22 protein-coding genes are annotated in these 25,662 nt (G+C 71.2%); 12 read left to right on the top strand and 10 right to left on the bottom strand.

Annotated features, from left to right (window positions below; all coding sequences use genetic code 11):
• Positions 1-123 precede the first annotated feature (123 nt).
• From ABH935_RS09175 to ABH935_RS09165, 3 genes are read left to right on the top strand one after another with little or no spacing between them, the layout of a single operon-like run.
• A complete protein-coding gene (locus ABH935_RS09175; protein ID WP_370377377.1) occupies positions 124-699 on the top strand; it encodes a hypothetical protein in 576 nt (191 codons plus the stop codon).
• 2 nt (positions 700-701) lie between these two features.
• A complete protein-coding gene (locus ABH935_RS09170) occupies positions 702-932 on the top strand; it encodes a hypothetical protein (RefSeq protein WP_370377376.1) in 231 nt (76 codons plus the stop codon).
• 42 nt (positions 933-974) lie between these two features.
• Entirely contained in the window at positions 975-1,724 is a 750-nt protein-coding gene (locus tag ABH935_RS09165) for a methyltransferase (RefSeq protein ID WP_370377375.1), read from the top strand.
• Between the two features lie 50 nt (positions 1,725-1,774).
• Here ABH935_RS09165 and ABH935_RS09160 read toward each other — a convergent pair whose 3' ends face one another.
• Entirely contained in the window at positions 1,775-3,769 is a 1,995-nt protein-coding gene (locus tag ABH935_RS09160; protein ID WP_370377374.1) for a LuxR C-terminal-related transcriptional regulator, read from the bottom strand.
• A 227-nt stretch (positions 3,770-3,996) separates the two neighbouring features.
• Entirely contained in the window at positions 3,997-4,539 is a 543-nt protein-coding gene (locus ABH935_RS09155; RefSeq protein ID WP_370377373.1) for an N-acetyltransferase family protein, read from the bottom strand.
• 350 nt (positions 4,540-4,889) lie between these two features.
• Here ABH935_RS09155 and fusA point away from each other — a divergent pair, with 350 nt between their 5' ends.
• A complete protein-coding gene (gene fusA / locus ABH935_RS09150) occupies positions 4,890-6,959 on the top strand; it encodes an elongation factor G (protein ID WP_370377372.1) in 2,070 nt (689 codons plus the stop codon).
• Positions 6,960-7,713: 754 nt separating this feature from the next.
• Here fusA and narI read toward each other — a convergent pair.
• The 4 genes from narI to ABH935_RS09130 are packed head-to-tail and all read right to left on the bottom strand — an operon-like array spanning position 7,714 to position 14,481.
• A complete protein-coding gene (narI, locus tag ABH935_RS09145; RefSeq protein WP_370377371.1) occupies positions 7,714-8,439 on the bottom strand; it encodes a respiratory nitrate reductase subunit gamma in 726 nt (241 codons plus the stop codon).
• Between the two features lie 11 nt (positions 8,440-8,450).
• Entirely contained in the window at positions 8,451-9,137 is a 687-nt protein-coding gene (gene narJ, locus ABH935_RS09140) for a nitrate reductase molybdenum cofactor assembly chaperone (protein WP_370377370.1), read from the bottom strand.
• Complete coding sequence (narH, locus tag ABH935_RS09135; RefSeq protein ID WP_370377369.1) at positions 9,137-10,726, bottom strand: nitrate reductase subunit beta; 1,590 nt, start codon at positions 10,724-10,726, stop codon at positions 9,137-9,139. The genes narJ and narH overlap by 1 nt, the downstream gene beginning before the upstream one ends.
• Complete coding sequence (locus tag ABH935_RS09130; RefSeq protein WP_370377368.1) at positions 10,726-14,481, bottom strand: nitrate reductase subunit alpha; 3,756 nt, start codon at positions 14,479-14,481, stop codon at positions 10,726-10,728. Before ABH935_RS09130 ends, narH begins: the two co-directional genes overlap by 1 nt.
• Positions 14,482-14,655: 174 nt before the next feature.
• Between ABH935_RS09130 and ABH935_RS09125 the strand changes: the two genes are divergently transcribed.
• Together ABH935_RS09125 and ABH935_RS09120 are read left to right on the top strand one after the other, a co-directional pair.
• Positions 14,656-15,096, top strand: coding sequence for an SRPBCC domain-containing protein (locus ABH935_RS09125; RefSeq protein ID WP_370377367.1), 441 nt, complete (start codon positions 14,656-14,658; stop codon positions 15,094-15,096).
• A 182-nt stretch (positions 15,097-15,278) separates the two neighbouring features.
• On the top strand, positions 15,279-15,641 hold the full coding sequence (locus ABH935_RS09120; protein WP_370377614.1) for an ArsR/SmtB family transcription factor: 363 nt from the start codon (positions 15,279-15,281) through the stop codon (positions 15,639-15,641).
• A 203-nt stretch (positions 15,642-15,844) separates the two neighbouring features.
• Here the strand turns inward: ABH935_RS09120 and ABH935_RS09115 are convergent, their stop codons facing one another.
• The 4 genes from ABH935_RS09115 to mug all read right to left on the bottom strand — a co-directional run bounded on the left by ABH935_RS09115 (position 15,845) and on the right by mug (position 18,301).
• Positions 15,845-16,888 carry an N-acetylglucosamine kinase gene (locus ABH935_RS09115; RefSeq protein WP_370377366.1) on the bottom strand — a complete coding sequence of 348 codons (1,044 nt, stop codon included), beginning with the start codon at positions 16,886-16,888 and terminating at the stop codon, positions 15,845-15,847.
• Between the two features lie 34 nt (positions 16,889-16,922).
• Positions 16,923-17,141 (bottom strand): hypothetical protein, encoded by a 219-nt coding sequence (locus ABH935_RS09110; protein WP_370377365.1) that lies wholly within the window; start codon positions 17,139-17,141, stop codon positions 16,923-16,925.
• 112 nt (positions 17,142-17,253) lie between these two features.
• Complete coding sequence (paaI, locus tag ABH935_RS09105; RefSeq protein ID WP_370377364.1) at positions 17,254-17,724, bottom strand: hydroxyphenylacetyl-CoA thioesterase PaaI; 471 nt, start codon at positions 17,722-17,724, stop codon at positions 17,254-17,256.
• A gap of 10 nt (positions 17,725-17,734) precedes the next feature.
• Entirely contained in the window at positions 17,735-18,301 is a 567-nt protein-coding gene (mug, locus tag ABH935_RS09100; RefSeq protein ID WP_370377363.1) for a G/U mismatch-specific DNA glycosylase, read from the bottom strand.
• 84 nt (positions 18,302-18,385) lie between these two features.
• Here mug and ABH935_RS09095 point away from each other — a divergent pair, with 84 nt between their 5' ends.
• From ABH935_RS09095 to iolD, 6 genes are all read left to right on the top strand, one after another.
• Positions 18,386-19,648, top strand: coding sequence for a cytochrome P450 (locus ABH935_RS09095; RefSeq protein WP_370377362.1), 1,263 nt, complete (start codon positions 18,386-18,388; stop codon positions 19,646-19,648).
• A 131-nt stretch (positions 19,649-19,779) separates the two neighbouring features.
• Complete coding sequence (locus ABH935_RS09090; protein WP_370377361.1) at positions 19,780-20,784, top strand: Gfo/Idh/MocA family oxidoreductase; 1,005 nt, start codon at positions 19,780-19,782, stop codon at positions 20,782-20,784.
• Positions 20,781-21,650: a sugar phosphate isomerase/epimerase family protein gene (locus ABH935_RS09085; protein ID WP_370377360.1), complete on the top strand. Its 870-nt coding sequence runs from the start codon at positions 20,781-20,783 to the stop codon at positions 21,648-21,650. Before ABH935_RS09090 ends, ABH935_RS09085 begins: the two co-directional genes overlap by 4 nt.
• Entirely contained in the window at positions 21,647-22,591 is a 945-nt protein-coding gene (gene iolC, locus ABH935_RS09080) for a 5-dehydro-2-deoxygluconokinase (RefSeq protein ID WP_370377359.1), read from the top strand. The genes ABH935_RS09085 and iolC overlap by 4 nt, the downstream gene beginning before the upstream one ends.
• Before the next feature lie 281 nt (positions 22,592-22,872).
• The gene (locus tag ABH935_RS09075; RefSeq protein WP_370377358.1) at positions 22,873-23,769 is read left to right on the top strand and encodes a deoxyribose-phosphate aldolase; all 897 of its coding nucleotides are present in this window, start codon (positions 22,873-22,875) and stop codon (positions 23,767-23,769) included.
• Positions 23,766-25,646: a 3D-(3,5/4)-trihydroxycyclohexane-1,2-dione acylhydrolase (decyclizing) gene (gene iolD, locus ABH935_RS09070; RefSeq protein WP_370377357.1), complete on the top strand. Its 1,881-nt coding sequence runs from the start codon at positions 23,766-23,768 to the stop codon at positions 25,644-25,646. Before ABH935_RS09075 ends, iolD begins: the two co-directional genes overlap by 4 nt.
• The last annotated feature ends 16 nt before the right edge of the window (positions 25,647-25,662 follow it).

Below are 25,662 nucleotides of genomic sequence, written 5' to 3'. Positions count from 1 at the left end.
CTCAGCCGGGGTCGGCGCGCTGGGAGCGCCGGCCCCGGCGGCTCTGGGGTGCCCCCCGATTACCGTGACGTGTCAGGACTCTAAAGAAGACCGCAGAGCACTCACACCCACCCGTTCGGGTAGGTGATCACCGACCCCCACCCGAACGCCCCGGCGATCACCGCCTACCCCAACGGGCAGTTGTCGCCCCGGCCGGTCGCGGCGAAGCTGATCCACATGAGTCAGCTCATCATCGGCGACCAGCTCACCGAGGAGACCGCCGAGGGCGAAGGCGCCCTGCCGTCGGGATTCCGGCGGTTCCCGTCCGCGATCGCGCACCCCGTGGTGCGGTTCGTGCGGGACGGTGAGGTTCTGGTTCCGCCGTCGCACCCCGGTGTGGGGTTCCCGGCATACGTCGGGCGGGTGATGGGATCGGCGGAGGGCGAGCCGCTGATCCTGGTCCCGCCGCCGGGCCGCCGGGGTGTGGAGTTGCTCTCTGACGACCGGCTCGTCGCCTCGGAGTTCGTGGCGGGTCTCCGACCGTTCGGCGGGGTGGCGTTCCCCGTCGAGCCAGGCGGCGAGCTGGTCGACCACCGGACCGCCAGGGTCCTGATCTCCCGTCATCGGGTGCCCTGGCCCAGCTTCGCCGGAGCCGGGGCCCCGCCGCCCGGCGCCGGTGCCGAACGGGACGCCGATCCGGCGTCCGAATCAGAGGTCTGACCATGCGCGCGGACGGACCGGCCGGGAGGATCACCTCGGTGATCGTCGCCGCCCGGACCGCCGCGACGCTGGAGCGGACCATCGAGCTGGCCGACAAGACGACCGCTGTGTGGGGCGGCGAGTCGTTTCTGGGCGGCCAACCCTGGGCGCCGGCTGCGAGGGCCGGCGCCCAGGCACACCTCGTGCCGGAGGAGAAAGCCGATGCTCGTCCTGTCGTTTCAGAAAGGTTGTGACGGCCGCCTGCCGATCGGTACCGGCTGCGAAGCGGTGTCGAGATGACCGCCGACCAGCTCGGCATCGCGGTGCCGCCGCGGGAAGTCGCGGTCCGCGCCACGATCGAGTTCGCCGACCCGATGGCCGCCGGCGCCGCCCTGACCGACCAGCACAGCGCCGTCGAGGGCCGCCCGGAGCAGTTCGCCATGCTCGGCCGCACCTGGACCCTGCTGCCCGGGGTGTTCGCCCCGGTCCACACCGCCTCCACCGAGCTGTTCTCCTCCTGGCTGCCGTTCCCGGTCGGCGGGGCGTTCCTGGAGATCGGCTCTGGCGCCGGGGTCACCGCGGTGACCGCCGCGCTCGCGGGCTGCGCGCACGTCACCGCCCTGGACATCTCCCGCGCCGCGGTGGCGAACACCGAGGCGAACGCCCGCCGGCACGGCGTGGCCGACCGGCTCAGAGTCCTGCGAAGCAACCTGTTCGACGCCCTCGACACCGCCGAGCGGTACGACGTCATCTACTGGAACTCCAACGTCATCGACGCGCCCCCGGAGTTCGAGTACCTGGACGAGTTGCAGTGGGCCTTCTTCGACCGCGACTACGCCACCCACAGCAAGTTCCTGAGCCAGGGCCCGAAGCTGCTGGCACCCGGCGGCCGTATGTTCCTCGGCTTCAACACCCTGGGCAACAAGGAGCGGCTGCGCGTCATGGCCGACCGGCTCGGGCTGGAGCTGGCCACGTTCCGCCGCCGCCCCGGCGCGGTCGGCGGGATCGGTGTGGAGCTCAGCCTGCTGGAGGTGCTGGTCGGCTGACCGTGCCGGCCAGCTCGTCGCCAGCTCGCCGGCCCGACTGGCCCGACTGCCTAGCTCGGCGCCCCCGAGGCCAGCACGAACCGGGCGATCTCCACGCGGGACCCGATGCCCAGCTTGCGGAAGATGTTCCGCAGGTGGAACTTCACCGTCTCCGGCGAACACCGGATCCGTTTGGCGATCTGCTGGTTGGTCAGCCCCTGCACCACCAGCCGCGCCACGGTCTGCTCGCGGCGGCTGAGGCCCGACCACTCCTCGGCGGCTGCGGCGTCGTGGCCGGGCTGCGGGACGTCGAACGTCTCTGCGGCCGCGGGGAGGTTTTCGGCGCCGGCCTGGCCTTCGCCTTCGGGTATCTCGATGTCCGGTACCGCCGAGTTCAGCCGCAGATCCAGCCGCTCGTTCAGGTCGGCCCACAGCGACAGGTACTTCTCCGAGGTGGCCGTGTCGCCGTGCGCGAGCGCCACCCCGGCCAGGTTGCGGTACGCCGCGGCCTCGATCTCCTGCCAGCCCGAGCCCAGGGCGAGTTCGACAGTGCGCTGATAGTGGTCCTCGGCGTCGGCGACCCGGTTGGCCGCGAAGCCGGCCATGCCGAGCGTCAGGTGCATGGCGGCCTGCGCGCGCAGGTTCCGCTCGTGCCGCGCGGCGGCGAGCCCGATCTCCGCCATGCGTATCCACTCACGCAGGTGCCTGCGCTGGTGGTAGTAGCCGCGCAGGGCGTCCGGGATCGTCCAGCACACCGCCGGATCGCCGAGCCGGCGGTGGTGCCGGACCAGCGCCAGCAGGTTGTGGCGCTCGGCGTCCAGCCAGGCCAGCGCGGCCTCGCGGTGCGCCGGGGCGCTTTCGGCCGGGCTGGTGCCGGTCGGGTGGTTCCCGGGGTGGCCGACTGCGTGGGTCAGCACCTTGGGGTCGTCGGCCTCGGCCTTGGCCTGCGTGCACGGCAGCCGCACCATGCGCGGATTCACCAGCTCCGCCGCGGCCCGCAGCCGGGACAGTACCCACCGCAGATGCCCGGCCTCGGCAGCCAGCACCGCCTCAGGCTCCTCATCCACCGTCAGCCGGTCGGCCGCGAACAGCCGCGCCAGCGAGTGCAGGCTGTAGCGTCCCGTCTCCGATTCCGCGCGGACCACGCTGCGATCGGCCATCCGGTCCAGCGACTCCTGCGCCTCCTCCCGGGTGATCCCCGCGACGTGCGCGGCGGCCTCCGGGCAGAAGTCGTAGCCGCGCAACAGCGCCAACCGCCGGAAGGTCCTGCGGTCCCCGGGCTCCAGCCCGTCGTAGGAGGAGGTCAGCACGCCGTGCACGGTGATGTCGCCGGCGGTGAGCCGCTTGAGCCGGCGGCGCTCGTCGCGCAGCTGGTCGCAGAGGTCGTCGACGCTCATCTGCGGCCGAGACAGCAGGCGCGCCGCCGCGATGCGGATGGCCAGCGGCAGGTATCCGCACAGCGCCAGCAGGCCGTCCACGTCCTCGGTGCCGGTCCAGCGGGCGCCGAGGACGCGCGCCAGCATCGCCGCGGCCTCGGCGTCGGACATCGGGCCGAGCCGTACCGGCAGCGCCCCGGCCAGCCCGCCGAGCCAGTTGCGGCTGGTGACGATGGCCAGCGCGTCCGGGCCGGTCGGCAGCAGCGGCCGCACCTGCGCCTCGTCGGCGGCGTCGTCCAGGACCACCAGGCAGCGCTGGCCGGCCAGCGCGGTGCGGAACATGCCGACGAGCTCGTCCTGGTCCTCGGGCAGCGGTCCGGTGGCGCCCAGGGCGCGCAAGAAGCGGCGTAGCACGTCCGGCACCGGGGTCGGCGCGCCGGTGTAGCCGCCGAGGTCGGCGTAGAGATGCGCGTCCGGGTAGTCGTCCCCGGCCAACCGCGCGGCGCGCACGGCCAGGGCGGTCTTGCCGGTGCCGCCGGCGCCGATCACGACGAACAGTCCGGCGGTGTGCGCCGGGAAGGTGGAGGAGTCGGTGAGAGCCGTCAGCTCGCTGAGCCGTCCGGTGAAGTCGGTGGTGTCCGGTGGCAGCAACCGGGCGCGCGTCGGCGCCCAGTCGAGAGCTGACCGCATGCTCCCCCCTGGCAAGAGGTCTGATTTCACCTCGTGGTGCCGAGGCGTGCGATGTTCGGAACCAATGTTCAGTTCTTGTGAAGAGTATCGCACAGAGGGTTATCACTGGCTACTGAGGATGATCTGAGAATCGCTCACGGTTGTCGAAATCGTCGAACGCCGGCGGGATAGCGGCATCCGCGGCCCCGACTCGGCCGATTCCGCCAAGATCAGGGCTCTGTCACGTGTCAAGCGATCACGAGGGTGGCGGGGATCACTTTTCTGGCGCCCTCGGCCGGCCCCACGGTGCGGTTCCCGCCGCCGGGCGAGACCGGCGCGGAGAAGTCGGCACCCAGCGCCGCCAGGAACTTGCGGCCCGGCGCCCAGCCCTCGGCGACGTGCGTGCTGATCTGGGCGACGTCCTGCTCGGCGGCCGCGGCCGACAGCGCGCGGACCACGCTCCGTCCGATGCCCAGGCGCCGGAACTCCGGCCGGATCAGGAACGTGCCGATGCCGACCGAGGCGGTGTGCGGGTAGCGGCGCAGGGCGTCGACGAAGCCGACGACCTCCCGGTCGGCCTCGATGACCAGCAGGACCTTGTCATCGAAGTCGTAGCCTTCGGGCAGCGAGTAGTAGGCGCTCTGTACGTCGCCAGGGGCCGAGGGCTGGCCGGTGGCGGCGACGAACCAGTCGTCGGAGGCGTCGAAGACGGCCAGGACCGCCCGCTCGTCGGCGGGCTCCAGGTCCCGGACGACGACCGGGTGGCCGTCCACGGAGAGATCGATGCGCATGGCGTCAGTGTGGCGGAAATCGGTTTGCCCGTCTCGGGGCATCGGCTAGCCTCACCGCATCGGGTCCGTCGCTGAACGGCCCGGACCATCGCATGCTTCGAAGACGGGGGAGGGGTCATGACTCGCGGCGCTGTTGCCATCGCCATCGTCGGGGGACATGGCACCGCTTCCCGGCATCTGTTCGAGGTGATCCTGGTGTCTTCGCCGGCTCGGCGCCGGCTGCGCGGCTTGCGCTGAGACACTTTCCCGGGCTTTCCCTTTCTGCGTCGCCCTTGCCTTTCGGTGCGGCGCCGTGCCCGGGTATCGCGCTGTCCTGATTCACAGCAGCGAATACGAAGGACCGACCGATCATGCGTGCTGATTCGACGCGCCGTTCCCCATCCCTTTCCCTGGTTCGCAACCTGGGCATTCTGGCTCACGTGGACGCGGGCAAGACCACCGTCACCGAACGCGTGCTGTTCCTGACCGGCGCCGTACACAAGCGCGGTGAGGTGCACGACGGCACCACTGTCACCGATTTCGACTCCCAGGAGCGCGATCGCGGCATCACGATCTTCGCCGCCGCGGTGAGCTGCGACTGGGACGGGCATCGGCTGAACCTGATCGACACGCCTGGCCACGTCGACTTCTCGGCGGAGGTCGAGCGGGCTTTGCGCGTGCTGGACGGCGCGGTCGCGGTGTTCGACGCCGTGGCGGGGGTTGAGCCGCAGAGTGAGTCGGTGTGGCGGCTGGCTGATCGGTATGGGGTGCCGCGGATCGCTTTCGTCAACAAGATGGATCGCGTTGGCGCCGATCTTGATACGGCGGTTTCGTCGATCCGGGATCGGCTGCATCCGGTGCCGCTGGCTGTGCAGATGCCTATCGGGAGCGAGGGGGAGTTCGTCGGGGTCGTCGATCTCGTCGGTATGCGGGCTCTGACGTGGGTCGATTCTGGTTCCGGTTCTGGTTCCGGTGGGATGAGCTCTGGTGCTGTTCCCTCTTCGCTGGTCGAGGAGGCTGCTCGGCGTCGGCGTGTGCTGGAGGAGGCGGTGGCTGAGCGGAGTGCGGTCGCGCTGGAGGAGTTCGTCTCGCGATCCGGTCTCTCTGCGGAGACGTTGCGGACTGCGCTGCGTGAGCTGACGGCCTCGGGCGAGATCGTCGTGGTGCTGTGCGGTGCGGCGTACAAGAACCGGGGTGTCGAGCCGCTGCTGGATGCGGCGGTGGCTTACCTGCCTTCGCCGCTGGACCGGACGGGCGCCGATCCGGAGCAGCCGTTGGCGGCTCTGGTGTTCAAGGTGCAGTCGACCGGGACGGGGCGGCTGACGTTCGTGCGCGTGTACTCCGGGACGCTGCGCAAGGGCGATGCGGTGCTGGACGTCGGGGCGGGGCGGACGGAGCGGGTCGGGCGGATCCTGCGGGTGCAGGCCGACCGGCACACCGAGGTCGAGCAGGCGGCGGCCGGCGACATCGTCGCGCTGGTCGGGCCGAAGCACGCGGCGACCGGCGCGACGCTGGCGGCGCTGGGCGGGTCGGGCGCTTCGGGCGGGCCGGGTGCGTCGGGCGCGTCGGTCCTGCTGGAGGCGCCGACGACGTCCGAACCGGTGGTGTCGGTCGCGGTCGAGGCCGACCGCAACGCCGACACCGGGCGCCTGGCGGCGGCGCTGGCGCGCGCGGTCGAGGAGGACCCGTCGCTGGCGGTGCGCACCGACGCCGAGACCGGGCAGACGCTGCTGTCGGGCCTGGGCGAACTGCACTTGGAGGTCGCGGTGGAGAAGATCAGGCGGGAGAGGGGGATCGCGGTGAGCGTCGGCCGACCGCAGGTCGCGCTGCGCGAGGCGGTGGTGTCGGGCGTGTCCGGCTTCGTATACCGGCACGTCAAACAGGAGGGCGGCTCAGGCCAGTGGGCACACGTGGTCCTGGACGTCAGGCCACTGACCGCCACCCTCGGCGACACGGGCTTCACGTTCGAATCCCACGTCACCGGCGGCCGCGTCCCCCGCGAGTACATCCGAGCAGTCGAAGCCGGCTGCCGCGACGCCCTCGCGACCGGCCCCCTGGCCGGCCACCCGGTGACCGGCCTGCACGTAACGCTGGTGGACGGCGCGACCCACGTGAAGGACTCCTCGGAACTGGCCTTCCGCACAGCCGGCGCCCAAGGCCTGCGCGCCGCCCTGCGCGCGAGCAGGCTGGTGCTGCTAGAACCGATCGCCGAACTGACGATCACGACCCCGGAGGACACCGTAGGCGCGGTCCTCGGCGACCTCGCAGCCTGCCGCGGCCGAGTCACCGCCTCGACCACCCGCGCCGGCACAGCGCTGGTGACGGCAACGGTGCCGCTGGCGGAAGTCTTCGGCTACGCCACGCGCCTGCGAAGCCGAACGCAGGGCCGCGGCGGCTTCACGATGGCGGCCGCCGGGTACGCGGCGGTGGTCGGGAGGTGAGTGCGGTGGGGCGTGGGGCGGCGCTTGCGGTGAGGCTTGGGCGCTGAAGCCCGAGGCTTCGGTGCGAGCGGCGACGGGTCTGCGGCGAGCGTGTCCGAGGTAGCGGTTCGGGGCGCGCGGCGGCGCTCGCGGCGGGGCTCAGGTGCTGAAGCCTGAGACTTGGGTGCTCGCGGCGGCGCGGCGTGCGGCGAGCGTGCCCGGGCTAGCGGTTCGCGGCGCTCGCGGTGAGGCTCGGGCGCTGAAGCCCGAGGCTTTGGTGCGAGCGGCGGCGCTGATGGTGAGGCTCGGGCGCTGAGCCTGAGCCGGCTTGGCGCGAGTGGCGGCGCGTGTCGCGGCTTGGCCGGCCTGTCCTTCGGGGTGGGCCGGCCGAGCCTGTGGCGGATAACAGGCCCCAAGTGATCGGGAAGGCGGCGGCGTGAGCGGCGAGCTCGCCCGGGATTGGTGGTTCGGAGAAGAGCGCGCGGCAGTGCACGCGGCGAGGTTCGGTCGGTCTGGCCTTTCGGGGCGGATAACAGGCCCCAAGCGCGGCAAGCGCCCAAACAACCATCTGCAACCACGCCTGCCTGCACCGGTCTAGCAGGGCGGCATGACCTGCGGCCAACGTTCGCCAGCCCGCTTGAACCGGCGCCTTCACCGGATTGGTCACCGCGAGGCATGCGGCTGTAGTCGCCAGCTGGCCGGTCGCGCCTGGCAGGACCGTCGCTTCGTCCCCCGAATCGACGCGCAGGAGCGCAGGCTAGCGCCCCGTGCGGCCTCAGCTCCCGATGCGTTCCCACCCGCGTCGGGCCGGGGCCTCGGACAGGGTGCGGGGGTCGCGGCTGCGGTACACGATGTATGGCCGGAACAGGTACTGGACCGGGGCGCTGAACGTGTGCACCAGGCGGGTGAAGGGCAGCAGGGCGAAGAGCAGCAGGCCGATCGCCGCGTGTACCTGGAACACCGCTGGTGCCTGAGTCATCAGGCCGGTCTTCGGTTGGAGTAGGAACAGGCTGCGGGACCAGGGGGCGATGGTCGCGCGGTAGTTGTAGCCCGCGTGGATGCCGGCGTGGGTTAGCTTGGCGACCAGGCCCATGATGATTGCGGCGAGTAGCACTACGTACATCAGCTTGTCGTTCCGTGTCGTGGCGCGGTACACGGCGGCGGTGGTCCGGCGGCGGTAGATCAGCATCAGGATGCCGGTGACGGCCAGCGCTCCGGCCGCCGTGCCGCCGAACAGGGACAGCAGGTTGTAGCTGCGCTCGGTCAGGCCGACGGCGTTCGTCCAGGATGCCGGGATGAACAGCCCCATCAGGTGTCCGACGAACACGAACAGGATGCCGTAGTGGAACATCGGCGAGGCGATGTTCAGGATCCGCCGCTCGTAGCTTTCCGAGGAGCGCGTCGTCCAGCCGAACTTGTCATACCGGTAGCGCCACGCCAGCCCGGTGACCAGGATCGCGGCGGCGATGTAGGGGAGCGCACCCCACAGGAACGTCTTCACGTCGTGCTCCTCTAACGATCCGGGCTCAGGACGGGCAGCAGGTCGAGGTGGCCGTACGGCCGCAACGCCGCAGTGTCCGGATCCAGCCCGACGGTCTCGCGCGGCGGCCCGGCGGAAGCCAGCGCCCGCGCGGCGGCGCGGTCCTTCGGCGACGCGCCCGGCAACGTGGAGCACACCGCCTCCAGCACGGAGGCGTAGCCGGTGCCGTGTTCGGCCAACGCCAACCTCAGCAGTTCCAAGCCAGGACGGTGACGCAGCAGGAGCCCGAGATCCCCGCTCGCGGCGACGAACTCCAGGACTACCGGCAGGTAGTCCGGAAGCTCTGCCTCGGTGAACACGAACCCGGCGTCCCGGAACACGGCCTTGAGCTCGACCAACGACGCACCACGACGCCGCGTGTCCCCGTCGAGCCACCACGTCAGATACAAGCTGTGCCGGTTCTTGAAGTCGAACACGTCGACGTAGTGGGAGCAGGCGTCTACCGCCGGCGTCAGGGAAGCCTCGTCGACGAACGCAATCAGTTTGCGCGCGGCGGCGCCACCAACCGTCTCCAGAGCGGATCGCACTAAAGGAAGACGCTCACGCCACGCCGCGTCGGGATAGTCCAGCAGATGCGCGGCGGCCTGGAGCACGACTCGGTCGCGTCGGCTGATCGATGTGGCGCGGGGAGACCCAGAGCCCTTAAAGAGGCCGGCCATCAGACCTCCTCCTCCCGATCCGCCGTCTGCCGCCGCCGCATAGCGTGGAAGCTCTCCAGAGAGATCAAAGGCAGCGCCTTCTTCCCCGAGTCGTCCCCGAACGGCCCGGCCACCCCGGCCACCCCGTCCACCTCGCCATCAGCACCGTCGTAATCGACGCTGCACCCGCCGCCGAGCGCCGCCTCCTCTATAGCGTGCGCATCAGCCATCGCCGCAGTAGGAATCACATAGCGTTCCTCGTACTTAGCGATCGCCAGAAGCCGGTACATCTCCTCAATCTCCACCGACGGCACTTCAGGTGTAGTACCGAGGTTCAGCTCCCGCATATAAGCGCGCATCGCAGCGAGCCGTCCCAGCGCCGTGCGTACCGGAACCACATCCCCAGCCGTAAAGAGCCCGGCAAGGTACTCAATCGGAATCCGCAGTGCATCGATCGCACCGAACAGGTTGTCCGCATCCTCGCCGTCATACCCGGACTCCGAGACGGCCTCCACAACCGGCGACAGAGGCGGGATGTACCAGACCATCGGCATAGTGCGGAACTCCGGATGCAGCGGCAACGCTACCTTGTAGTCGCAGATAAGCCTGCGCACCGGAGAACGCCGCGCCGCCTCCATCCACTCAAAGGGGATGCCGGCAGCCTCCGCAGCGCGCGCCACCTCTGCATCGTTTGGATCCAGGAACACACCGAGCTGCGCCTCATACAAGTCGCGGTCATCAGCAGTCTCAGCCGCGGCGGCTACCTGATCCGCGTCATAAAGCATCACCCCGAGATACCGCAGCCGCCCCGGACACGTCTCTGAGCAGACAGTGGGAAGCCCCACCTCTACGCGCGGATAGCAGAACGTGCACTTCTCTGCCTTACCGGTCCGGTGGTTAAGGTAGATCTTCTTATACGGACAAGCCGTGACGCACTGCCGCCACCCCCGGCACCGGTCCTGATCGACCAGCACGATGCCGTCCTCGCTCCGCTTATAGAGCGCGCCAGAGGGACAAGAAGCCACACAAGCCGGGTTCAGACAGTGCTCGCAGATCCGCGGCAGATAGAACATGAACGCCTGCTCAAAAGAGAAACGCACCTTCTCCCCGATCTCCTCGCGCATCTTCTGCACGATCGGATCCTCAGGCCCATACTCCGGCGCGCCGCCGAGATCGTCGTCCCAGTTCGCGCTCCAGCGCAGCGTATCCATCGGCTTTCCGGTGAGCAGAGACCGCGGCCGCGCCACCGGATAGTCTTTCCCCAGAGGCGCCTGCTGAAGGTTCCCGTAGTCGTACGTCCAGGGCTCGTAGTAGTCCTCAACAGTAGGCAGCACCGGATTGGCGAAGATCTCAGCGAGCTTCTTCAGCCGCCCGCCCTGCTTCAGCTTCAACCGGCCGCGTCGGTCCAGCTCCCAGCCGCCCTTCCACTTCTCCTGGTCGGAGTACCGCCGCGGATATCCCAACCCGGGACGCGTCTCCACGTTGTTGAACCAGACGTACTCCATCCCGCGCCGGTTGGTCCACGTCTGCTTACAAGTGACCGAGCACGCATGGCACCCGATGCACTTATCGAGGTTCATCACCATCGCGATCTGAGCCATGACGCGCATCAGTACTGAACCTCCTGCGAACGCCGCCGAACAACCGTGACCTCGTCGCGCTGGTTCCCGGTCGGCCCGAGGTAGTTGAACGCCCAGGACAGTTGCGCGTACCCGCCGATCAGGTGCGTGGGCTTGAGCATGACCCGGGTCAGGGAGTTGTGGATTCCCCCGCGCTTGCCTGTGGTCTCGGTCTTGGGGACGCCGACAGTGCGGTCCTGCGCGTGGTGCATATAGACGGTCCCCTGTGGCATCCGATGGGAGACGATCGCGCGCGCCACGACCACGCCGTTGCGGTTGACCGCCTCGATCCAGTCGTTGTCGCGCACGCCGATCGCGGCGGCGTCCTTCTCGGACATCCAGATGACCTGTCCGCCGCGCGACAGCGACAGCATGAACAGGTTGTCCTGGTACTCGGAGTGGATGGACCACTTGTTGTGCGGGGTCAGGTACCTGACGGTGACCTCGTTCTGCCCGTCCGGACCGAGCCGCGGCTCCCCGAACAGCCGGTTCATGTCCAGGGGCGGCCGGTAGACCGGCAGGGCTTCGCCGAACTCGTGGATCCAATCGTGGTCGAGGTAGAAGTGCTGGCGGCCGGTGAGGGTGTGCCAGGGCTTGAGGTGTTCGGTGTTCAGCGTGAACGGCGCATAACGGCGTCCGCCGGACTCGCTGCCGGACCACTCCGGCGAGGTGATGACCGGGACCGGCGCGGCCTGGGTGTCGGCGTAGGTGATCTGCTTACCCTCGTGTTCGGCCGCCAGGTGCGCGAACTCCTTGCCGACGCGCTTCTCCAGCTGGTGGAAGCCCTGGACGGCCAGCCGTCCGTTGCTGGTGCCCGACAGGTGCAGGATCGCGTTGCAGGCCTTGACGTCGGTGTCCAGCAGCGGACGGCCGTCGGCGGGTCCGCCGCGCGCCGTGCCGTTGAGCGCCCTGAGTGCGGCGACTTCCTCGTCCGGGACGAACTTCAGGCCCTTGACCGGCACCCCGAGCTTCTCCACGTTCGGCCCGAGCGCCGCCATCTTCGCGGCGATCGCCGTGTAGTCGCGCTCGACGACGGCCAGCGCCGGCATCGTCTTGCCCGGCACGGGTTCGCACTCGCCGAGGCGCCAGTCCCGGACGACGCCGCCGGGCTGCGCGGTCTCGCCGGGCGTGTCGTGCTGCAGCGGCGTGGCGACGAGGTCGTGCCGGGTGTCCAGGCGGCCCTCGGCCAGCTCGCTGAAGCGCCGCGCGATGGTGTGGAACGCGGTGAAGTCGGTGCGGGCCTGCCAGGGCGGATCGACGGCGGGGCTGAAGGAGTGGATGAAGGGGTGCATGTCCGTGGAGGACAGGTCGTGCTTCTCGTACCAGGTGGCGGCGGGCAGTACGACGTCCGACAGCAGCGCCGAGGAGGTCATCCGGAAGTCCAGCGACAGCAGCAGGTCGAGCTTGCCCTGCGGCGCGTCCTGGTGCCATTTCACGTCGCGGGGCCGTACGTCCTCGCGTGCTTCCTCGGCGCTGAGTGAGGAGTGCGTGCCCAGCAGGTGCTTGGCGAAGTACTCCGCGCCCTTGGCGGAGGACCCCAACAGGTTCGCGCGCCACAGAGTCAGGACCCGGGGCCAGTTCTGCGGCGCGTCAGGGTCTTCGCAGGCGAATCCCAGCCGCCCGGCTTCGAGCTCGTCGACGACGTGGTCGGCCGGCTCCTTCCCGGCGGCCTTGGCCTCGTCGACGAGGTCCAGCGGGTTCCGGTCGAACGTCGAGTAGGACGGCATCCAGCCCAGGCGTGAGGCGCGCGCCAGGCAGTCGGCGCCGGACATGCCCTTCATGGCGCCGGAGGCCAGGGGAGAGGTGAGGACTTCGGTGCGGAACTGGTCGTAGCGCCACTGGTCGGTGTTCAGGTAGAAGAACCCTGCGCCGATGGCCTGGCGCGGCGGGCGGGACCAGTCGTTGGCCGAGGCCAGGGTGGCCCAGCCGGTGGAGGGGCGGCACTTCTCCTGGCCGACGTAGTGGGCCCAGCCGCCGCCGTTGCGGCCCTGGCAGCCGGTGAGGGTGAGCAGGGCGAGGAAGGACCGGTAGATGGTCTCGGAGTGGAACCAGTGGTTGGTGCCGGCGCCCATCAGGATCATGCAGCGGCCGCCGGACTTGGTCGCGGTGTCGGCGAACTCGCGGGCGATCTTCACGGCGAGCCGGGCCGGGACCGAGGTCTGCGCCTCGGCCCAGGCCGGGGTGCCGGGGGCGGTGGCGTCGTCGTAGCCGGTGGGCCAGATGCCGGGCAGGTCCGCGCGGGCCACGCCGTACTGGGCCAGGAGCAGGTCGTAGACCGTGGTGACGAGCGGGCCGCCGGGGTGCAGGCGGACGGCCGGGACGCCGCGGGTGTGGATCTCGCCGCGGCCCTGGCCGTGCCGGCCGCCGTCGGTGTCGAAGCGGGGGAGCAGGACCTCGGCGGGGATGGCTTCGGGCATGCCGAGCAGGCTTAGGCGGGGTTCGATGTCGTCCAGGTCGAGGTTCCAGCGGCCTTCGCCGGAGGCGGTCCAACGGAAGCCCAGGGAGCCGTTGGGGACGACGGGTCGGCCGGTGGCGGCGTCGAGGATGACGGTCTTCCAGGCGGCGCCTTCGGCTTCGGGGGTGCTGCCGTTGACGCTTCCATCGGCGCCGTCGAGATCCGCCGCGCGGACGAACTTGTCGGGGACGTAGTAGCCGCCCCTGTCGTGTTCGGTCAGCGTGACCAGGAACGGCAGGTCGGTGAACTGTTTGACGTAGGAGTCGAAGAACTCGTTGTGGTTGTCGACGAAGTGCTCTTTGAGGATGACGTGGCCCATGGCGATGGCCAGCGCGGCGTCGGTGCCGGGGTGCGGGTGCAGCCACTCGTCGGCGAACTTGGCGTTGTCGGCGTAGTCGGGAGCGACGACCACGACTTTCTGGCCGCGGTAACGGGCCTCGGCCATCCAGTGCGCGTCGGGGGTGCGGGTGACCGGGACGTTGGAGCCCCACATGATCAGGTAGGCGGCGTCCCACCAGTCGCCGGACTCGGGGACGTCGGTCTGGTCGCCGAACACCTGCGGGGAGGCCACGGGCAGGTCGGCGTACCAGTCGTAGAAGGACAGCATGGTGCCGCCGATGAGCGACATGAAGCGGGCGCCGGAGGCGTGGGAGACCATGGACATGGCCGGGATCGGGGAGAAGCCGGCGATGCGGTCGGGGCCGTGTTCCTTGATGGTGTGGACGTGCGCCGCGGCGATGATGTCCACGGCCTCGTCCCAGGTCGCGCGGACCAGGCCGCCCTTGCCGCGAGCGTTCTGGTAGGCGCGGCGGCGTTCGGGGTCTGACTGGATCGCGGCCCACGCGGCGACCGGATCCCCGTCGGCGGCCTTCTTGGCGGCGCGGAACTGTTCGAGCAGGACGCCGCGGATGTAGGGGTGGCGCACGCGCGAGGGGGAGTAGGTGTACCAGGAGAAGGAGGCGCCGCGCGGGCAGCCGCGGGGCTCGTATTCGGGTCGGTCCGGGCCGACGGAGGGGTAGTCGGTGGCCTGCGTCTCCCAGGTGATGATGCCGTCTTTGACGTAGACCTTCCAGCGGCACGAGCCGGTGCAGTTGACGCCGTGGGTGGAGTACACGATCTTGTCGTGGCTCCAGCGGTCGCGGTAGAAGACGTCGCCTTCCCGGCCGCCCTGGTAGGCGACGCTGTGCAGGTCCGGGGCCGTGGTGCCGCGATGGAAGTACTTTCCGGCCTGGAGCAGGAGCGCGTCGGGTTCCTTGGGCTGCTCGGGCTCCTTGGATCCGTCGCGCGGCACCGGGCCTCCTCGCTCGTTGGCTTCCCCTTGGTGGTGACCCGTGCGGAGGCGGCGAACCGGTCGGTCACCTGTCCGGAGCAGCGGGGATGGGATACGTGCAACCTTTGGGTTGCGCGTCGCGAGGCAATGTGCAACTCTGGAGTTGCAGGTTACGGACGAGCGAAGGAGCACACCATGACCACCGACATCCAGGACCGCATCGAGCGCGAGACCCTGATCGCCGCCTCCCAGGACCGGGTCTGGTCGCTGGTGACCGAGCCCGGCTTCTGGGTCGCCCCGACCGGGGCCACCGCGGTCGCCGGCCAGACCACGGTCGCGCACGACGAGAAGTACGGCGACTTCCCGGTGCGGGTGGAGAAGGTCGATCCGAAGAGCTACGTCGCCTACCGGTGGGCCAGCGCCTACAAGGGTGAGCAGCTGCGCGAGGGGATCACGACGCTGATCGAGTTCACGCTCACGCCCGAGGGCGACGGCACCCGGCTGCGCGTGGTCGAGAGCGGCTTCGCGGTGCTCGACGGGAGCGAGGACGTGCGGCGCGGGGCGCTGCGGGACAATATGTCGGGGTGGGCTGAGGAGATCGCCGCGCTGAAGAAGCGTGCTGAAGAGGCGGCGTGAGGTCGCAGGGGGTTTCGATGGACGGGGCGGTGCCGGGCGTGGCGGGCGGCGGCGCGGCGGGTACGGCGGGATCGGCGGCGGGCAGCGTCGGCGTCGCGGCCGATGCGGGGGGCGGCGGCGCGGCGGGTTCGGTGGATTCGGCGGGATCGGCGAGTTCGACGGGCGGCAGCGTTCCGGCCGTTCTGGCCGAGCCGGTCGACGAGGTGCTCACGGCGCTCGCCGATCCGACCCGCCGGCGGCTGCTGGACCTGCTGGCCGTGCGCGGCGCCGCGTCGGCGACGGAGTTGGCGGGGGATCTGCCGGTGACCAGGCAGGCGGTGGTGAAGCACCTGGCGGTGCTGGACGCCGCCGGGCTGGTCACCGGCCGCCGCACGGGCCGCGAGGTGCGGTATGAGGTGCGGTCGGCGGCGCTGGACGCGACCGCGCGCTGGATGGCCACGCTGGCTGCCGACTGGGACCGGCGACTCGCGCGGATCAAGGCGGTCGCGGAGGCTGCCGAGGCGGCGGAGGCGGCCGAGGCTGCGGCTCGCGACGGCAGTCGGTGAGGATGCCGACCGTGCACGCGTCGCAACACTGTGCTTACCGAACGCGTGTTTCTCAACGCACGAATGGCGCGCACGTCCACGGATGACGCCTGGCCGCCGCTCTTAACGTGTTTTTCAGGTCGATCTGCGACCCTTTCGAGCTCCGGTGATTCGCGCTGCTGTCGACAGCGCGAATCACCGGAGCCTGATTTCCCGGCTATGCCTCAGGCCGGGATCGGCGCGTCGGTGCCCCAGCGTCCCACCCCGTAGCGCACCGCGCCGACGACCGGTGCGTCGGTGACCACGGTGATCGGGCCGGGGGCGCGTTCCCGGACACGCGCCAGCAACCTGGGATGTCCTGCCGCGGCGACCGAGCCGCCGAGCAGCACGTCCGGCGCCTCCAGGTCCAGCCGGCGGGCGGCCGAGGCGGCCATGCCCGCGATCTCGTCGGCCAGGACGTCGATCAGCCAGCCCGCGATCTCGTCGCCGGCGTCGGCGGCCGCGAACACCGCGGGCGCCAGTTCGGCCAGGCGGCGGTCGGACTCCTGGCCGCGGTGGATGGCCAGGACCACGTCCAGGGCGTTTGGGCGTCCGAAATGCGAGGTGACCGCGTCGAGCAGCGCGGTCGCCGGGCCGCGGCCGTCCTCGGCGCGCACCGCCCACCACAGCGCCGCGCGTCCCAGGTCCCCGCCGCCGCCCCAGTCGCCGGACTCCCAGCCCAGGCCCGGGAACGTCGCGGTGCGGCCGTCGGGGGCGACCGCCACGCAGTTGATGCCGGTGCCGCAGACGACTGCGACGCCCTGCCGGCGCGGCGAGCCGGCGTAGAGGACGGCGAAGGTGTCGTTGGCGACGTAGACCTCGTCGGCCCAGCCGCGCGCCTCGACCTCGGCCTGGAGGGTGGCGATCTCCTCCGGGAGGTCGGCGCCGGCCAGGAAGGCGGCGATGCCGCGGACCCGGCTGACGGGGCCGAGCGGGACCGGCTCGCGGCTGTCACTGCCGGCTCCGCTGTCGCCATTGCTGCTATCGCTGCCATCGCTGTCGGCGCCGTCGAGCGACAGCTGCTCGCCGTCCCCCGACAGCACCTGCGCCACCAGCCCGTCCAGCACGGCCATCGCCGCCGGCACGCCCAGCGCCTGCGGCCGGAACGGCCCGCCGATCGCCCGGCGCACCGGCGTGCCGTCCGCCCGGACCAGGCGCACGTCGGTCTTGCTGTTGCCGCCGTCGACCGCGAGCAGCAGATCGGCGTGGCGTCCCTCGGCGGTGCTCATGGGCGGCACCCTATCGGGACGCGGCGATCACCACTCACTCGCCGCTGGGCGGCACCTTCGTACGCGGCTTGACCGCCAGCGGACTGATCCCCACCATCGTCAACCCGGCCCGCGCGTAACTCAGGAACACCGCGCTCGCGGCCCGGCACATCACGCACCGGGCCCGCTCCCGCCGCCAGGCCCCGGACAGCTCGCGCCCGAGTTCGTCGGCGTACTGCTCGAACACCACCCGGTCCCGGTCGGCGACGGACATCGGCGGCTCCTGACTGTGACAGACAGATGTGATCTGGGTTACAGGCATATTGCCGACACCTGCTTGAAAGGTCAACGACCATCGAGCGACTATCTCCGGCCACCCACGGCCGTCAGCGACCACCGATGACCCGGCTCCGCCCGCGGAACTCCGCGACGATCTCCTCGGGTGCCCCACCTGCCTCAGCCGCCTCAGCCGCCCCGTTCACGGCCCCCGAACCGCCGCGCGTCACCGTCACGTCGTAGATCCCGCTCCGCCCGAACACCACCCGCTCGACCGCCCGCGCCGTCAGCACGTCCCCCTCGGCCACCGGCGCCAGAAAGCTGACGTCCGCCCCGGCCGCGACCGTCGCCGGCCCGTGACTGTTGCACGCCAGCGCGAAAGCGGTGTCGGCGAGCAGGAACACGTACCCGCCGTGCCCGATCGCGTGCCCGTTCAGCATCGACGCGGCCACCCGCATCCGCGCCACGGCCAGCCCAGGCGCCAGCTCGACCAGCTCGATCCCCAACCCCGCCGAGGCCTTGTCCGCGTCGAACATCCGGCGTGCCGCGGCCAACCCGGCCGCCTCTTCTTCGGTGTGCATGCCAGCGACTTTATGACCCCGCCGATCCCGCCGGCCGCACCGCCTCCCGCAGCTCGCTATAGGCCGCGGCGAGGGAGTCCAGGTTGTAGTGCGCGTTCAGGCCGCTCGGATTGGGCAGCACCCACAGCCCGGTCTTGCCGACCATGCGATCCTGCCGCCCCATCACGGCCTTCGGCGCGTCGAACGCGATCCGGTACGCGCCGATCCCCACGACCGCCAGCCACCGCGGCCGGAACTCCTCGACCTTCGCCCGCAGCACCTCGCCGCCGCTGCGGTACTCCTCGGGGCGCAGCTCGGCGGCGCCGGCGGTGGCGCGCGCCACGACGTTGGTGATGCCCAGGCCCCAGTCGAGGAGCTGCTGCTGGTCGGCGGGGGCCAGTTGGCGCGGGGTGAAGCCGGAGCGGTGCAGGGTCGGCCAGAACCTGTTGCCGGGGCGGGCGAAGTGGTGGCCGGTCAGGGCCGAGAGGAGCCCGGGGTTGATGCCGCAGAACAGGATGTTCAGGTCCGGGGCGATGACGTCCTCGATCGTGCGGCCGTTGGCGGCGGCCAGGTCTTCGGGGGTGTGGCGGGCGGTCATGAAGCAGGAGCCTAGGCGAGGATCGTCGTCCGCCGCCCGCGCGCCAGCGTGACTCGGCGCGCCTTGCGAGTCAGAATTCTGATTATGTCGGATCTCCCTGTACTGAACACGTCGGACCCCGAGTACGCGCGCGATCCCTATGCCCTGCTGGCCCCGATCGCCGAGAGCGGGCCGGTGGCGCGCGTCGTGCTGGACGGCTTGCCGGTGTGGCTGGTCACCGGGTACGACGAGGCGCTGTTCGTCATGTCCTCGCCGCAGATGAGCAACGACGGGATCAAGAACGCCGGGGCGGCGGCGCGGTCGGTGTTCTGGACCGGCGCGGCTGATCGCGGGTTGCAGTCGCACATGGGCCGCTTGGACCCGCCGGACCACACGCGGCTGCGCGGGCTGGTGCAGCAGACGTTCACGCCGCGCCGCGTGGCCGCGCTGGAGCCGTGGATCCGCCAGATCGCGCGGGACCTGATCGCGGCCTTCCCCAGCGATGGGGACCGCGAGGTCGACCTCATGTCCGCCTACGCCCTGCCCCTGCCGATCACGGTGATCGCCGAGCTGCTCGGCATCGACCCCGCCGAGCGCCCCGACTTCCGGCACTGGGCCGACACCTACCTGCACGCCGACGAGCGCCACGTGGAGCTGGCCACCGAGGCGGGGCGCCGGGTCGGGCAGCTGCTGGCCGGGCTGGTGGCGCAGCGCCGTGCGCATCTCGGCGACGCGCCGCTGGACATCTCCCACGAAGGCACCCTCGTCGACGGCCTGATCCGGGCCCGGGACGAGGGCGACGCGCTCGACGAGCCCGAGCTGCTGTCGTTGCTGTTCCTGCTGCTCGGCGCCGGATATGAGACCACGGTCAACCTGATCGGCAACGGCGCCATCATGCTGCTCTCGGACCCCGAGCGGCTGGCCGCGCTGCGCAAAGATCCAGCGCTGCTGCCGGCGGCGGTCGAGGAGTTCCTGCGGCTGGACCCGCCGGTTAAGGCGGTGTTTCCGCGTTATCCGCTGGTCGATGTGGAGATCGGCGGCGTGCGGATCCAGGCCGGCGAGCCGGTGGTCGTGCACTTCAGCGCCGTCAGCCGTGACCAGCGCCGTTACCGCGATCCGGCCGTCTACCGCCCCGGCCGCGGCGCCGACCGCTCGGAGCCGTCGCACCTGACGTTCGGCTACGGCCTGCACCACTGCCTCGGCGCTCCGCTGGCGCGGCTGGAGGGGCGCGTGGCGTTCGACGAACTGCTGCGCGCGTATCCATACCTTGAGTTGGCCGGGCCGGTGGAGGAGCTGCGCTGGGAGCACAGCCGACTGTTCCGCGGGGTGTCGGCGCTGCCGGTGCGCCTGGGACCGCCGGCCGTCTGACGGGTGTCAAGGCCATGATGACAATGTGTCCGGACGTTAAAATGTCATAACATTCGGTTGACCGGCTGCCCGGTCCGCAGGAAGCTCCGAGCAAGTGGTCACCACAGGCACCCGTAGCGACGGAGGCTGGCATGACACTGTTGGGGCTGGTCGGCGTCGGGCGCATCGGGGCGCTGCACGCCAGGACGCTGCACGGGCTGGCGGACGTCGAGGTGGTGGTCGCCGACGTGCAGTCCGGCCGGGCCGAGGCGCTGGCCGGGAGCCTGGGCGTGCGCTGGGCCCCGGACATCGACTCGCTGCTGCGCACCGAGCTGGACGCCCTGGTCGTCGCCACCCCCACCGGCAGCCACGCCGAGCTGATCGAGCGCGGCGTCGCCGCCGGGGTGCCGGTGTTCTGCGAGAAACCGGTCGCCGAGAACAGCGCGAAGACGCTGGAGGTCATCAAGAGCGTCGACAAGTACGGCGGTCGCGTGCAGATCGGATTCCAGCGGCGTTTCGACGCCGGGTACGCGGCGGCGCGCGCCGCGGTGCGCGCCGGGACGCTGGGCCGCGTGCACACGCTGCGCGCGCAGACCTGCGATCCGTTCCCGCCTCCGGCCGGGTACATCGCGACCTCCGGCGGCATCTTCCGGGATTGCAGCGTCCACGATTTCGACGCGATCCGCTGGGTGACCGGACGTGAGGTGGTCTCGGTGTTCGCCTCCGGTTCGGATCGGGGTGAGGCGTTCTTCGCCGAGTTCGGGGACGCTGATACCGCGGCGGCTGTGTTGCGACTGGACGACGGCGCGTTGGCGGTGGTGACGGCGACTCGGTATCACGGCGCGGGCTACGCGGTGACGTTGGACGTGCAGGGCTCCCGGGGCAGCGTCGGGGCCGGGTACGACGACGGGCTGCCGCTGCGGCCGGTAGGCGACGGCGATGGCATGTGGCCGAAGGGCCCGGCGCACGCCGGCTTCCTGGAGCGCTTCCGCCAGGCCTACGTCGGCGAGCTGGAGGCGTTTGTGGAGTTCGCGAAGGGCCGCATCGAGAGCCCCTGCCCGGTGGGCGACGCGTTGGAAGCGTTGTACGTCGCCGAGGCCTGCGACCTGTCGCGGGCCGAGAACCGGCCGGTGACGATCGCGGAGGTGCGGCGGTGATCGCGGACCGGATCGCCGGGGCCCCGATCTCGTGGGGCGTGTGCGAGGTGCCGGGCTGGGGCCACCAGCTGACGGCCGAGCGGGTGCTGACGGAGATGGCCGAGGCCGGGTTGCGGGCCACGGAGTTCGGGCCGGACGGGTTCCTGCCCGAGGACCCGCACGAGCGGCGCTCGCTGCTGAAGGAGCATCAGCTCCTCGCGGTCGGCGGGTTCGTGCCGGCGGTGCTGCACGAGCCGGGCCGCGATCCGTGGCCTGCTGTGGCCGAGGCGCTGGCCGGGTTCACCGCGGCCGGGGCGGATCTGCTGGTGCTGGCCGCCGCGACCGGCTCCGACGGCTACGACTCGCGGCCGGTGCTGGACGTCGAGGGCTGGCGGCTGCTGTTCCAGAACCTGGACCGGATCCGGGCGCGGGCCGTCGGGCTGGGGATCCGCACGTGTCTGCATCCGCACGTCGGGACGATGATCGAGACCGGCGAGGACGTGGAGCGGCTGCTGGAGTCCTCGGACACGCCGCTGTGTCTGGACACCGGACATCTGCTGATCGGCGGCGGGGATCCGGCCTCGCTCGCGTCGCGGGCGGCGGACCGGATCGTGCACACGCACCTGAAGGACGTGGACGCGGCCCTGGCCGAGCGGGTGCGCGCCGGGGAGCTGACGTACTACGACGCGGTGCGGGCCGGGATGTACCGGCCGCTGGGCGCCGGGGACGCGAACATCGCAGGAGTCGTATCCGCCTTGGAAGGGAACGAATATCAGGGCTGGTACGTGGTGGAGCAGGACACGGTCCTGGAGGCTGAGCCGGCGCCCGGCGCCGGCCCGGCTGCCGACGTGCGGGCGTGCGTCGCCTACCTGGAGGCCCTGGCATGACCTACGACGTCGTCACGATGGGCCGGGTCGGGGTGGACGTGTATCCGCTGCAGGTCGGCGTGGGGCTGGAGGACGTGGAGACGTTCGGGAAGTTCCTGGGCGGCAGCGCCACGAACGTCGCGGTCGCCGCCGCGCGGCACGGGCGCCGGGTCGCGGTGGTGACCCGGGTCGGCGCGGACCCGTTCGGACGCTTCGTACGGCGCGCGATCCGCGGGTTCGGAGTCGACGACGCGTTCGTGGCGGAGGTCGAGGGCCTGCCCACGCCGGTGACGTTCTGCGAGATGTTCCCGCCGGACGAGTTCCCGATCTACTTCTACCGCTGGCCCAAGGCCCCCGACCTGATGATCGCCCCGGACGAGCTGGACCTGGACGCGATCGCCGAGGCGGGCGTCTTCTGGGCGACGCTGACCGGCCTGTCGGCCGAGCCGAGCCGCTCGGCGCACCACGCGGCGTGGCAGGCGCGCTCTCGCCGGGCGCACACGATTCTGGACTTGGACTACCGGCCGCAGTTCTGGGAGTCGGGCATGGCGGCGGGCCGCGCGGCACGGACGGCGCTGCCGAGCGTCACGGTCGCGGTCGGGAACGTCGAGGAGTGCCACACGGCGGTGGGGGAGCGCGACCCGCACCTGGCGGCCGAGGCGCTGCTGGGCCTGGGGCCGGAGCTGGTGGTGGTGAAGCTCGGCGCGGACGGCGTGCTGGCGCGCACGGCGGATCAGACCTTGGAGATACCGGCGCCGCCAGTGAAGGTGCTGAACGGCCTCGGCGCCGGCGACGCGTTCGGCGGCGCCCTGTGCCACGGACTGCTGGAACGCTGGCCGCTGGAGCAGACACTGCGCTTCGCGAACACCGCGGGCGCGCTGGTCGCCGCGCGGATCGAGTGCTCGACGGCGATGCCGGAGACCGGCGAGGTGCTGGCCGCGCTGGAGGCCGGGGATGGGTGAGGGGGCGGCCGGCGCGGCGCATCGGTGCGGCATCGCCGGGCCGGCAGCGCGGATCGGTTCTTTCAGCTGGCAGCAAACAGCTTTTCGGTGCGGGCGGAGGCAGAGTCCTACGCAGGGTCGGCGAGCGGCCGGTCCCGGTGTCGCAACCGGCCGCGCTTCTTCCGCGGTCAGCTCCACCATCGCACCGAATACCAGTCGGCCGGCTCGGCGGTGTGGCGCCGGGCCGGCGTGTGTGTCCGTTGTCTCCGTCCCGCACCCCCTACCGATCGCGGAGGTCGTTCATGATTGAGGTCGGGGAGCTGCGGCGGTTGCGGCAGGTGCGGGTGGCGGAGCCGGAGGCCATCGCGGCCGCGGCCGCGGCTCGGCGGCGGCGTCCGCTGGTCGATGCTGGGGGTCGGCTGATGCTCATCGCCGCTGATCATCCGGCGCGGGGGGCGCTCGGTGTGCGGAACGATCCGCTGGCGATGGGGGATCGCAGGGAGCTGCTGGAGCGGTTGGTCGTGGCGCTGGCGCGGCCGGGGGTCGACGGGGTGCTCGCCACGCCGGACATCGTCGAGGACCTGCTGTTGCTCGGGGCGCTGGACGACCGGGTCGTGGTCGGGTCGATGAACCGGGGCGGGCTGGCCGGGTCCGTCTCAGAGCTCGACGACCGCTTCACCGCCTACGACGCCGCCGGGATCGCCGCCGCGAATCTGGACGGCGGCAAGATGCTGCTGCGCATCGACCTCGGCGACCCGGACACCGTCTCGACGTTGGAAGCGTGCGGACGCGCCGTCTCCGAGCTCGCCACACGTCGGCTGGTGGCGATGATCGAGCCGTTCATGGCGGCGCGCGCCGGGGACGGCCGGCTGCGCAACGACCTCACCGCCGCCGCCGTGGTCCGCGCCTGCGCCATCGCCGGAGGCCTCGGCTCGACCAGCGCCTACACCTGGCTCAAGCTGCCGGTCGTGGAGGAGATGGAACGCGTCCTGGCCGCCACCACGCTCCCCGTCCTGCTCCTCGGCGGCGACCCCGACGGCGCGCCCCAGGAGACGTACGCGGCCTGGGAGAAGGCGCTGGCGCTGGAAGGCGTCCACGGTCTGGTCGTCGGCAGAGCCCTGCTTTACCCGCCGGACGGCGACGTCGCCGCCGCCGTGGACACCGCCACCGCGCTGGTGAAGCCCGGGGCACGCGAATGAGCACCCGCCGCCTGACCGTGGCCCAAGCCCTGGTGCGCTTCCTCGCGGTCCAGCACACCGAACGCGACGGCACCGAGCACCGCCTCATCGAAGGCGTCTTCGGCATCTTCGGCCACGGCAACGTCGCAGGCCTCGGCGAAGCCCTCCTGGGCCTGGAACTCCAGGACCCGACCCTGCTGCCATACCGCCAAGCCCGCAACGAGCAGGCCATGGTCCACACCGCCGCCGCCTTCGCCCGCATGCGCGACCGCCTGTCCACCTATGCCTGCACCACCTCCGTCGGCCCCGGCGCCACCAACCTCGTCACCGGCGCGGCCCTGGCCACCGTCAACCGCCTCCCGGTCCTGCTGCTGCCCGGCGACGTCTTCGCGACCCGCACGGCCAACCCGGTCCTGCAGGAACTCGAAGACCCGCGCAGCCTCGACGTCTCCGTCAACGACACCCTGCGCCCGGTCTCCCGCTACTTCGACCGTGTCAACCGCCCCGAGCAGCTGCCGGCGGCGCTCCTGGCCGCCATGCGGGTCCTGACCGACCCCGCCGACACCGGTGCCGTGACCCTCGCGCTGCCGCAGGACGTGCAGGCCGAAGCGTGGGACTGGCCCGAGGAGCTGTTCCAGCACCGCCTCTGGCACGTTCCCCGCCCCCGCGCCGACCTCGCGAGCATCGGCCGTGCGGCCGCGGCGATCAAGAACGCCCGACGCCCCCTCGTCGTCGCCGGCGGCGGCGTCACCTATTCGCAGGCCACTGACACGCTGCGCGCCCTGGCCCGCTCTGCCGGCATCCCGGTCGCCGAGACCCAGGCCGGCCGAGGCGCCATGCCCGAAGACGACCCGCTCGCCCTCGGCGCGATCGGCGCGACCGGAACCCGGGCCGCGAACCTCATCGCCGCCCGGGCCGATCTCGTCATCGGCGTCGCCACCCGCTTCTCCGACTTCACCACCGCCTCGCGCACCGCCTTCGCCGACCCGGACGTCGGCTTCGTCACGATCAACATCGCCGCGTTCGACGCCGCCAAGCACAACGGCGTCGCAGTGGTCGCCGATGCGAAATCAGCACTCGAAGACCTGGTTGGCGAGCTCGAAGGCTGGTCCACGGACGCCGCGTACCAGACCGAGATCGCCGACGCACGCGCCGAATGGGCGGCGACAGTCCAGGCCGCGTACCGCTTCGGCAACGTCCCCCTGCCCTCCCAGATCGAGGTCATCGCGGCCGTCAACGACGCGGTCGACGTCGGCGACGTCGTGGTCTGCGCCGCCGGCTCCATGCCCGGCGACCTGCACAAACTCTGGCGCACCGCCGGCGACCCGAAGTCGTACCACGTCGAGTACGGCTACTCCTGCATGGGCTACGAGATCGCCGGCGGCCTCGGCGTGAAGCTCGCCGCGCCCGAACGCGAGGTCTACGTGCTGGTCGGCGACGGCTCGTATCTGATGCTCGCGCAGGAGATCGCGACCGCCGTCGCCGAGGGTGTGAAGCTGATCGTGGTCCTGGTCGACAACAGCGGCTACGCCTCCATCGGCGCCCTGTCCGAATCCGTCGGCGCCCAGCGCTTCGGCACCGCCTACCGCTACCGCCGCGCCGCCTCCGGGCGCCTGGACGGCGGTCCGCTCCCGGTCGACCTGGCCGCCAACGCCGCCAGCCTCGGCGCCGACGTCGAGCGCGCCGCCGACCTGGAGGAGTTCACCGCGGCGCTGGCGCGCGCCAAGAAAGCCGACCGCATCACGGTCGTGCACGTCCGGACCGACCCCCTGGCCGGCGCGCCCGACAGCGGCGCCTGGTGGGACGTCCCGGTCGCGCAGGTGTCAGAGCTGGAATCCACTCGCGCGGCCAGAACGGGGTATGAGGAGGCGAAGAAAGTTCAACGCCCGTACCTGTAACACCACAAACTGATGT

It is taken from the genome of Catenulispora sp. GAS73, from assembly GCF_041262085.1.
Lineage (GTDB): Bacteria > Actinomycetota > Actinomycetes > Streptomycetales > Catenulisporaceae > Catenulispora.
This window is presented reverse-complemented; position numbering and strand designations above follow the sequence as displayed.

Bases quoted from the DNA above. Each gene is read 5' to 3' on its own strand.
- ABH935_RS09170 (WP_370377376.1), top strand. From the start codon at position 702: ATGCGCGCGGACGGACCGGCCGGGAGGATCACCTCGGTGATCGTCGCC.
- ABH935_RS09160 (WP_370377374.1), bottom strand. From the start codon at position 3,769: ATGCGGTCAGCTCTCGACTGGGCGCCGACGCGCGCCCGGTTGCTGCCA.
- ABH935_RS09095 (WP_370377362.1), top strand. From the start codon at position 18,386: ATGTCGGATCTCCCTGTACTGAACACGTCGGACCCCGAGTACGCGCGC.
- paaI (WP_370377364.1), bottom strand. From the start codon at position 17,724: ATGCACACCGAAGAAGAGGCGGCCGGGTTGGCCGCGGCACGCCGGATG.
- ABH935_RS09075 (WP_370377358.1), top strand. From the start codon at position 22,873: ATGATTGAGGTCGGGGAGCTGCGGCGGTTGCGGCAGGTGCGGGTGGCG.
- ABH935_RS09110 (WP_370377365.1), bottom strand. From the start codon at position 17,141: ATGTCCGTCGCCGACCGGGACCGGGTGGTGTTCGAGCAGTACGCCGAC.
- mug (WP_370377363.1), bottom strand. From the start codon at position 18,301: ATGACCGCCCGCCACACCCCCGAAGACCTGGCCGCCGCCAACGGCCGC.
- ABH935_RS09090 (WP_370377361.1), top strand. From the start codon at position 19,780: ATGACACTGTTGGGGCTGGTCGGCGTCGGGCGCATCGGGGCGCTGCAC.
- ABH935_RS09155 (WP_370377373.1), bottom strand. From the start codon at position 4,539: ATGCGCATCGATCTCTCCGTGGACGGCCACCCGGTCGTCGTCCGGGAC.
- ABH935_RS09165 (WP_370377375.1), top strand. From the start codon at position 975: ATGACCGCCGACCAGCTCGGCATCGCGGTGCCGCCGCGGGAAGTCGCG.
- iolC (WP_370377359.1), top strand. From the start codon at position 21,647: ATGACCTACGACGTCGTCACGATGGGCCGGGTCGGGGTGGACGTGTAT.
- narJ (WP_370377370.1), bottom strand. From the start codon at position 9,137: ATGGCCGGCCTCTTTAAGGGCTCTGGGTCTCCCCGCGCCACATCGATC.
- ABH935_RS09125 (WP_370377367.1), top strand. From the start codon at position 14,656: ATGACCACCGACATCCAGGACCGCATCGAGCGCGAGACCCTGATCGCC.
- narH (WP_370377369.1), bottom strand. From the start codon at position 10,726: ATGCGCGTCATGGCTCAGATCGCGATGGTGATGAACCTCGATAAGTGC.
- fusA (WP_370377372.1), top strand. From the start codon at position 4,890: ATGCGTGCTGATTCGACGCGCCGTTCCCCATCCCTTTCCCTGGTTCGC.
- iolD (WP_370377357.1), top strand. From the start codon at position 23,766: ATGAGCACCCGCCGCCTGACCGTGGCCCAAGCCCTGGTGCGCTTCCTC.
- ABH935_RS09115 (WP_370377366.1), bottom strand. From the start codon at position 16,888: ATGAGCACCGCCGAGGGACGCCACGCCGATCTGCTGCTCGCGGTCGAC.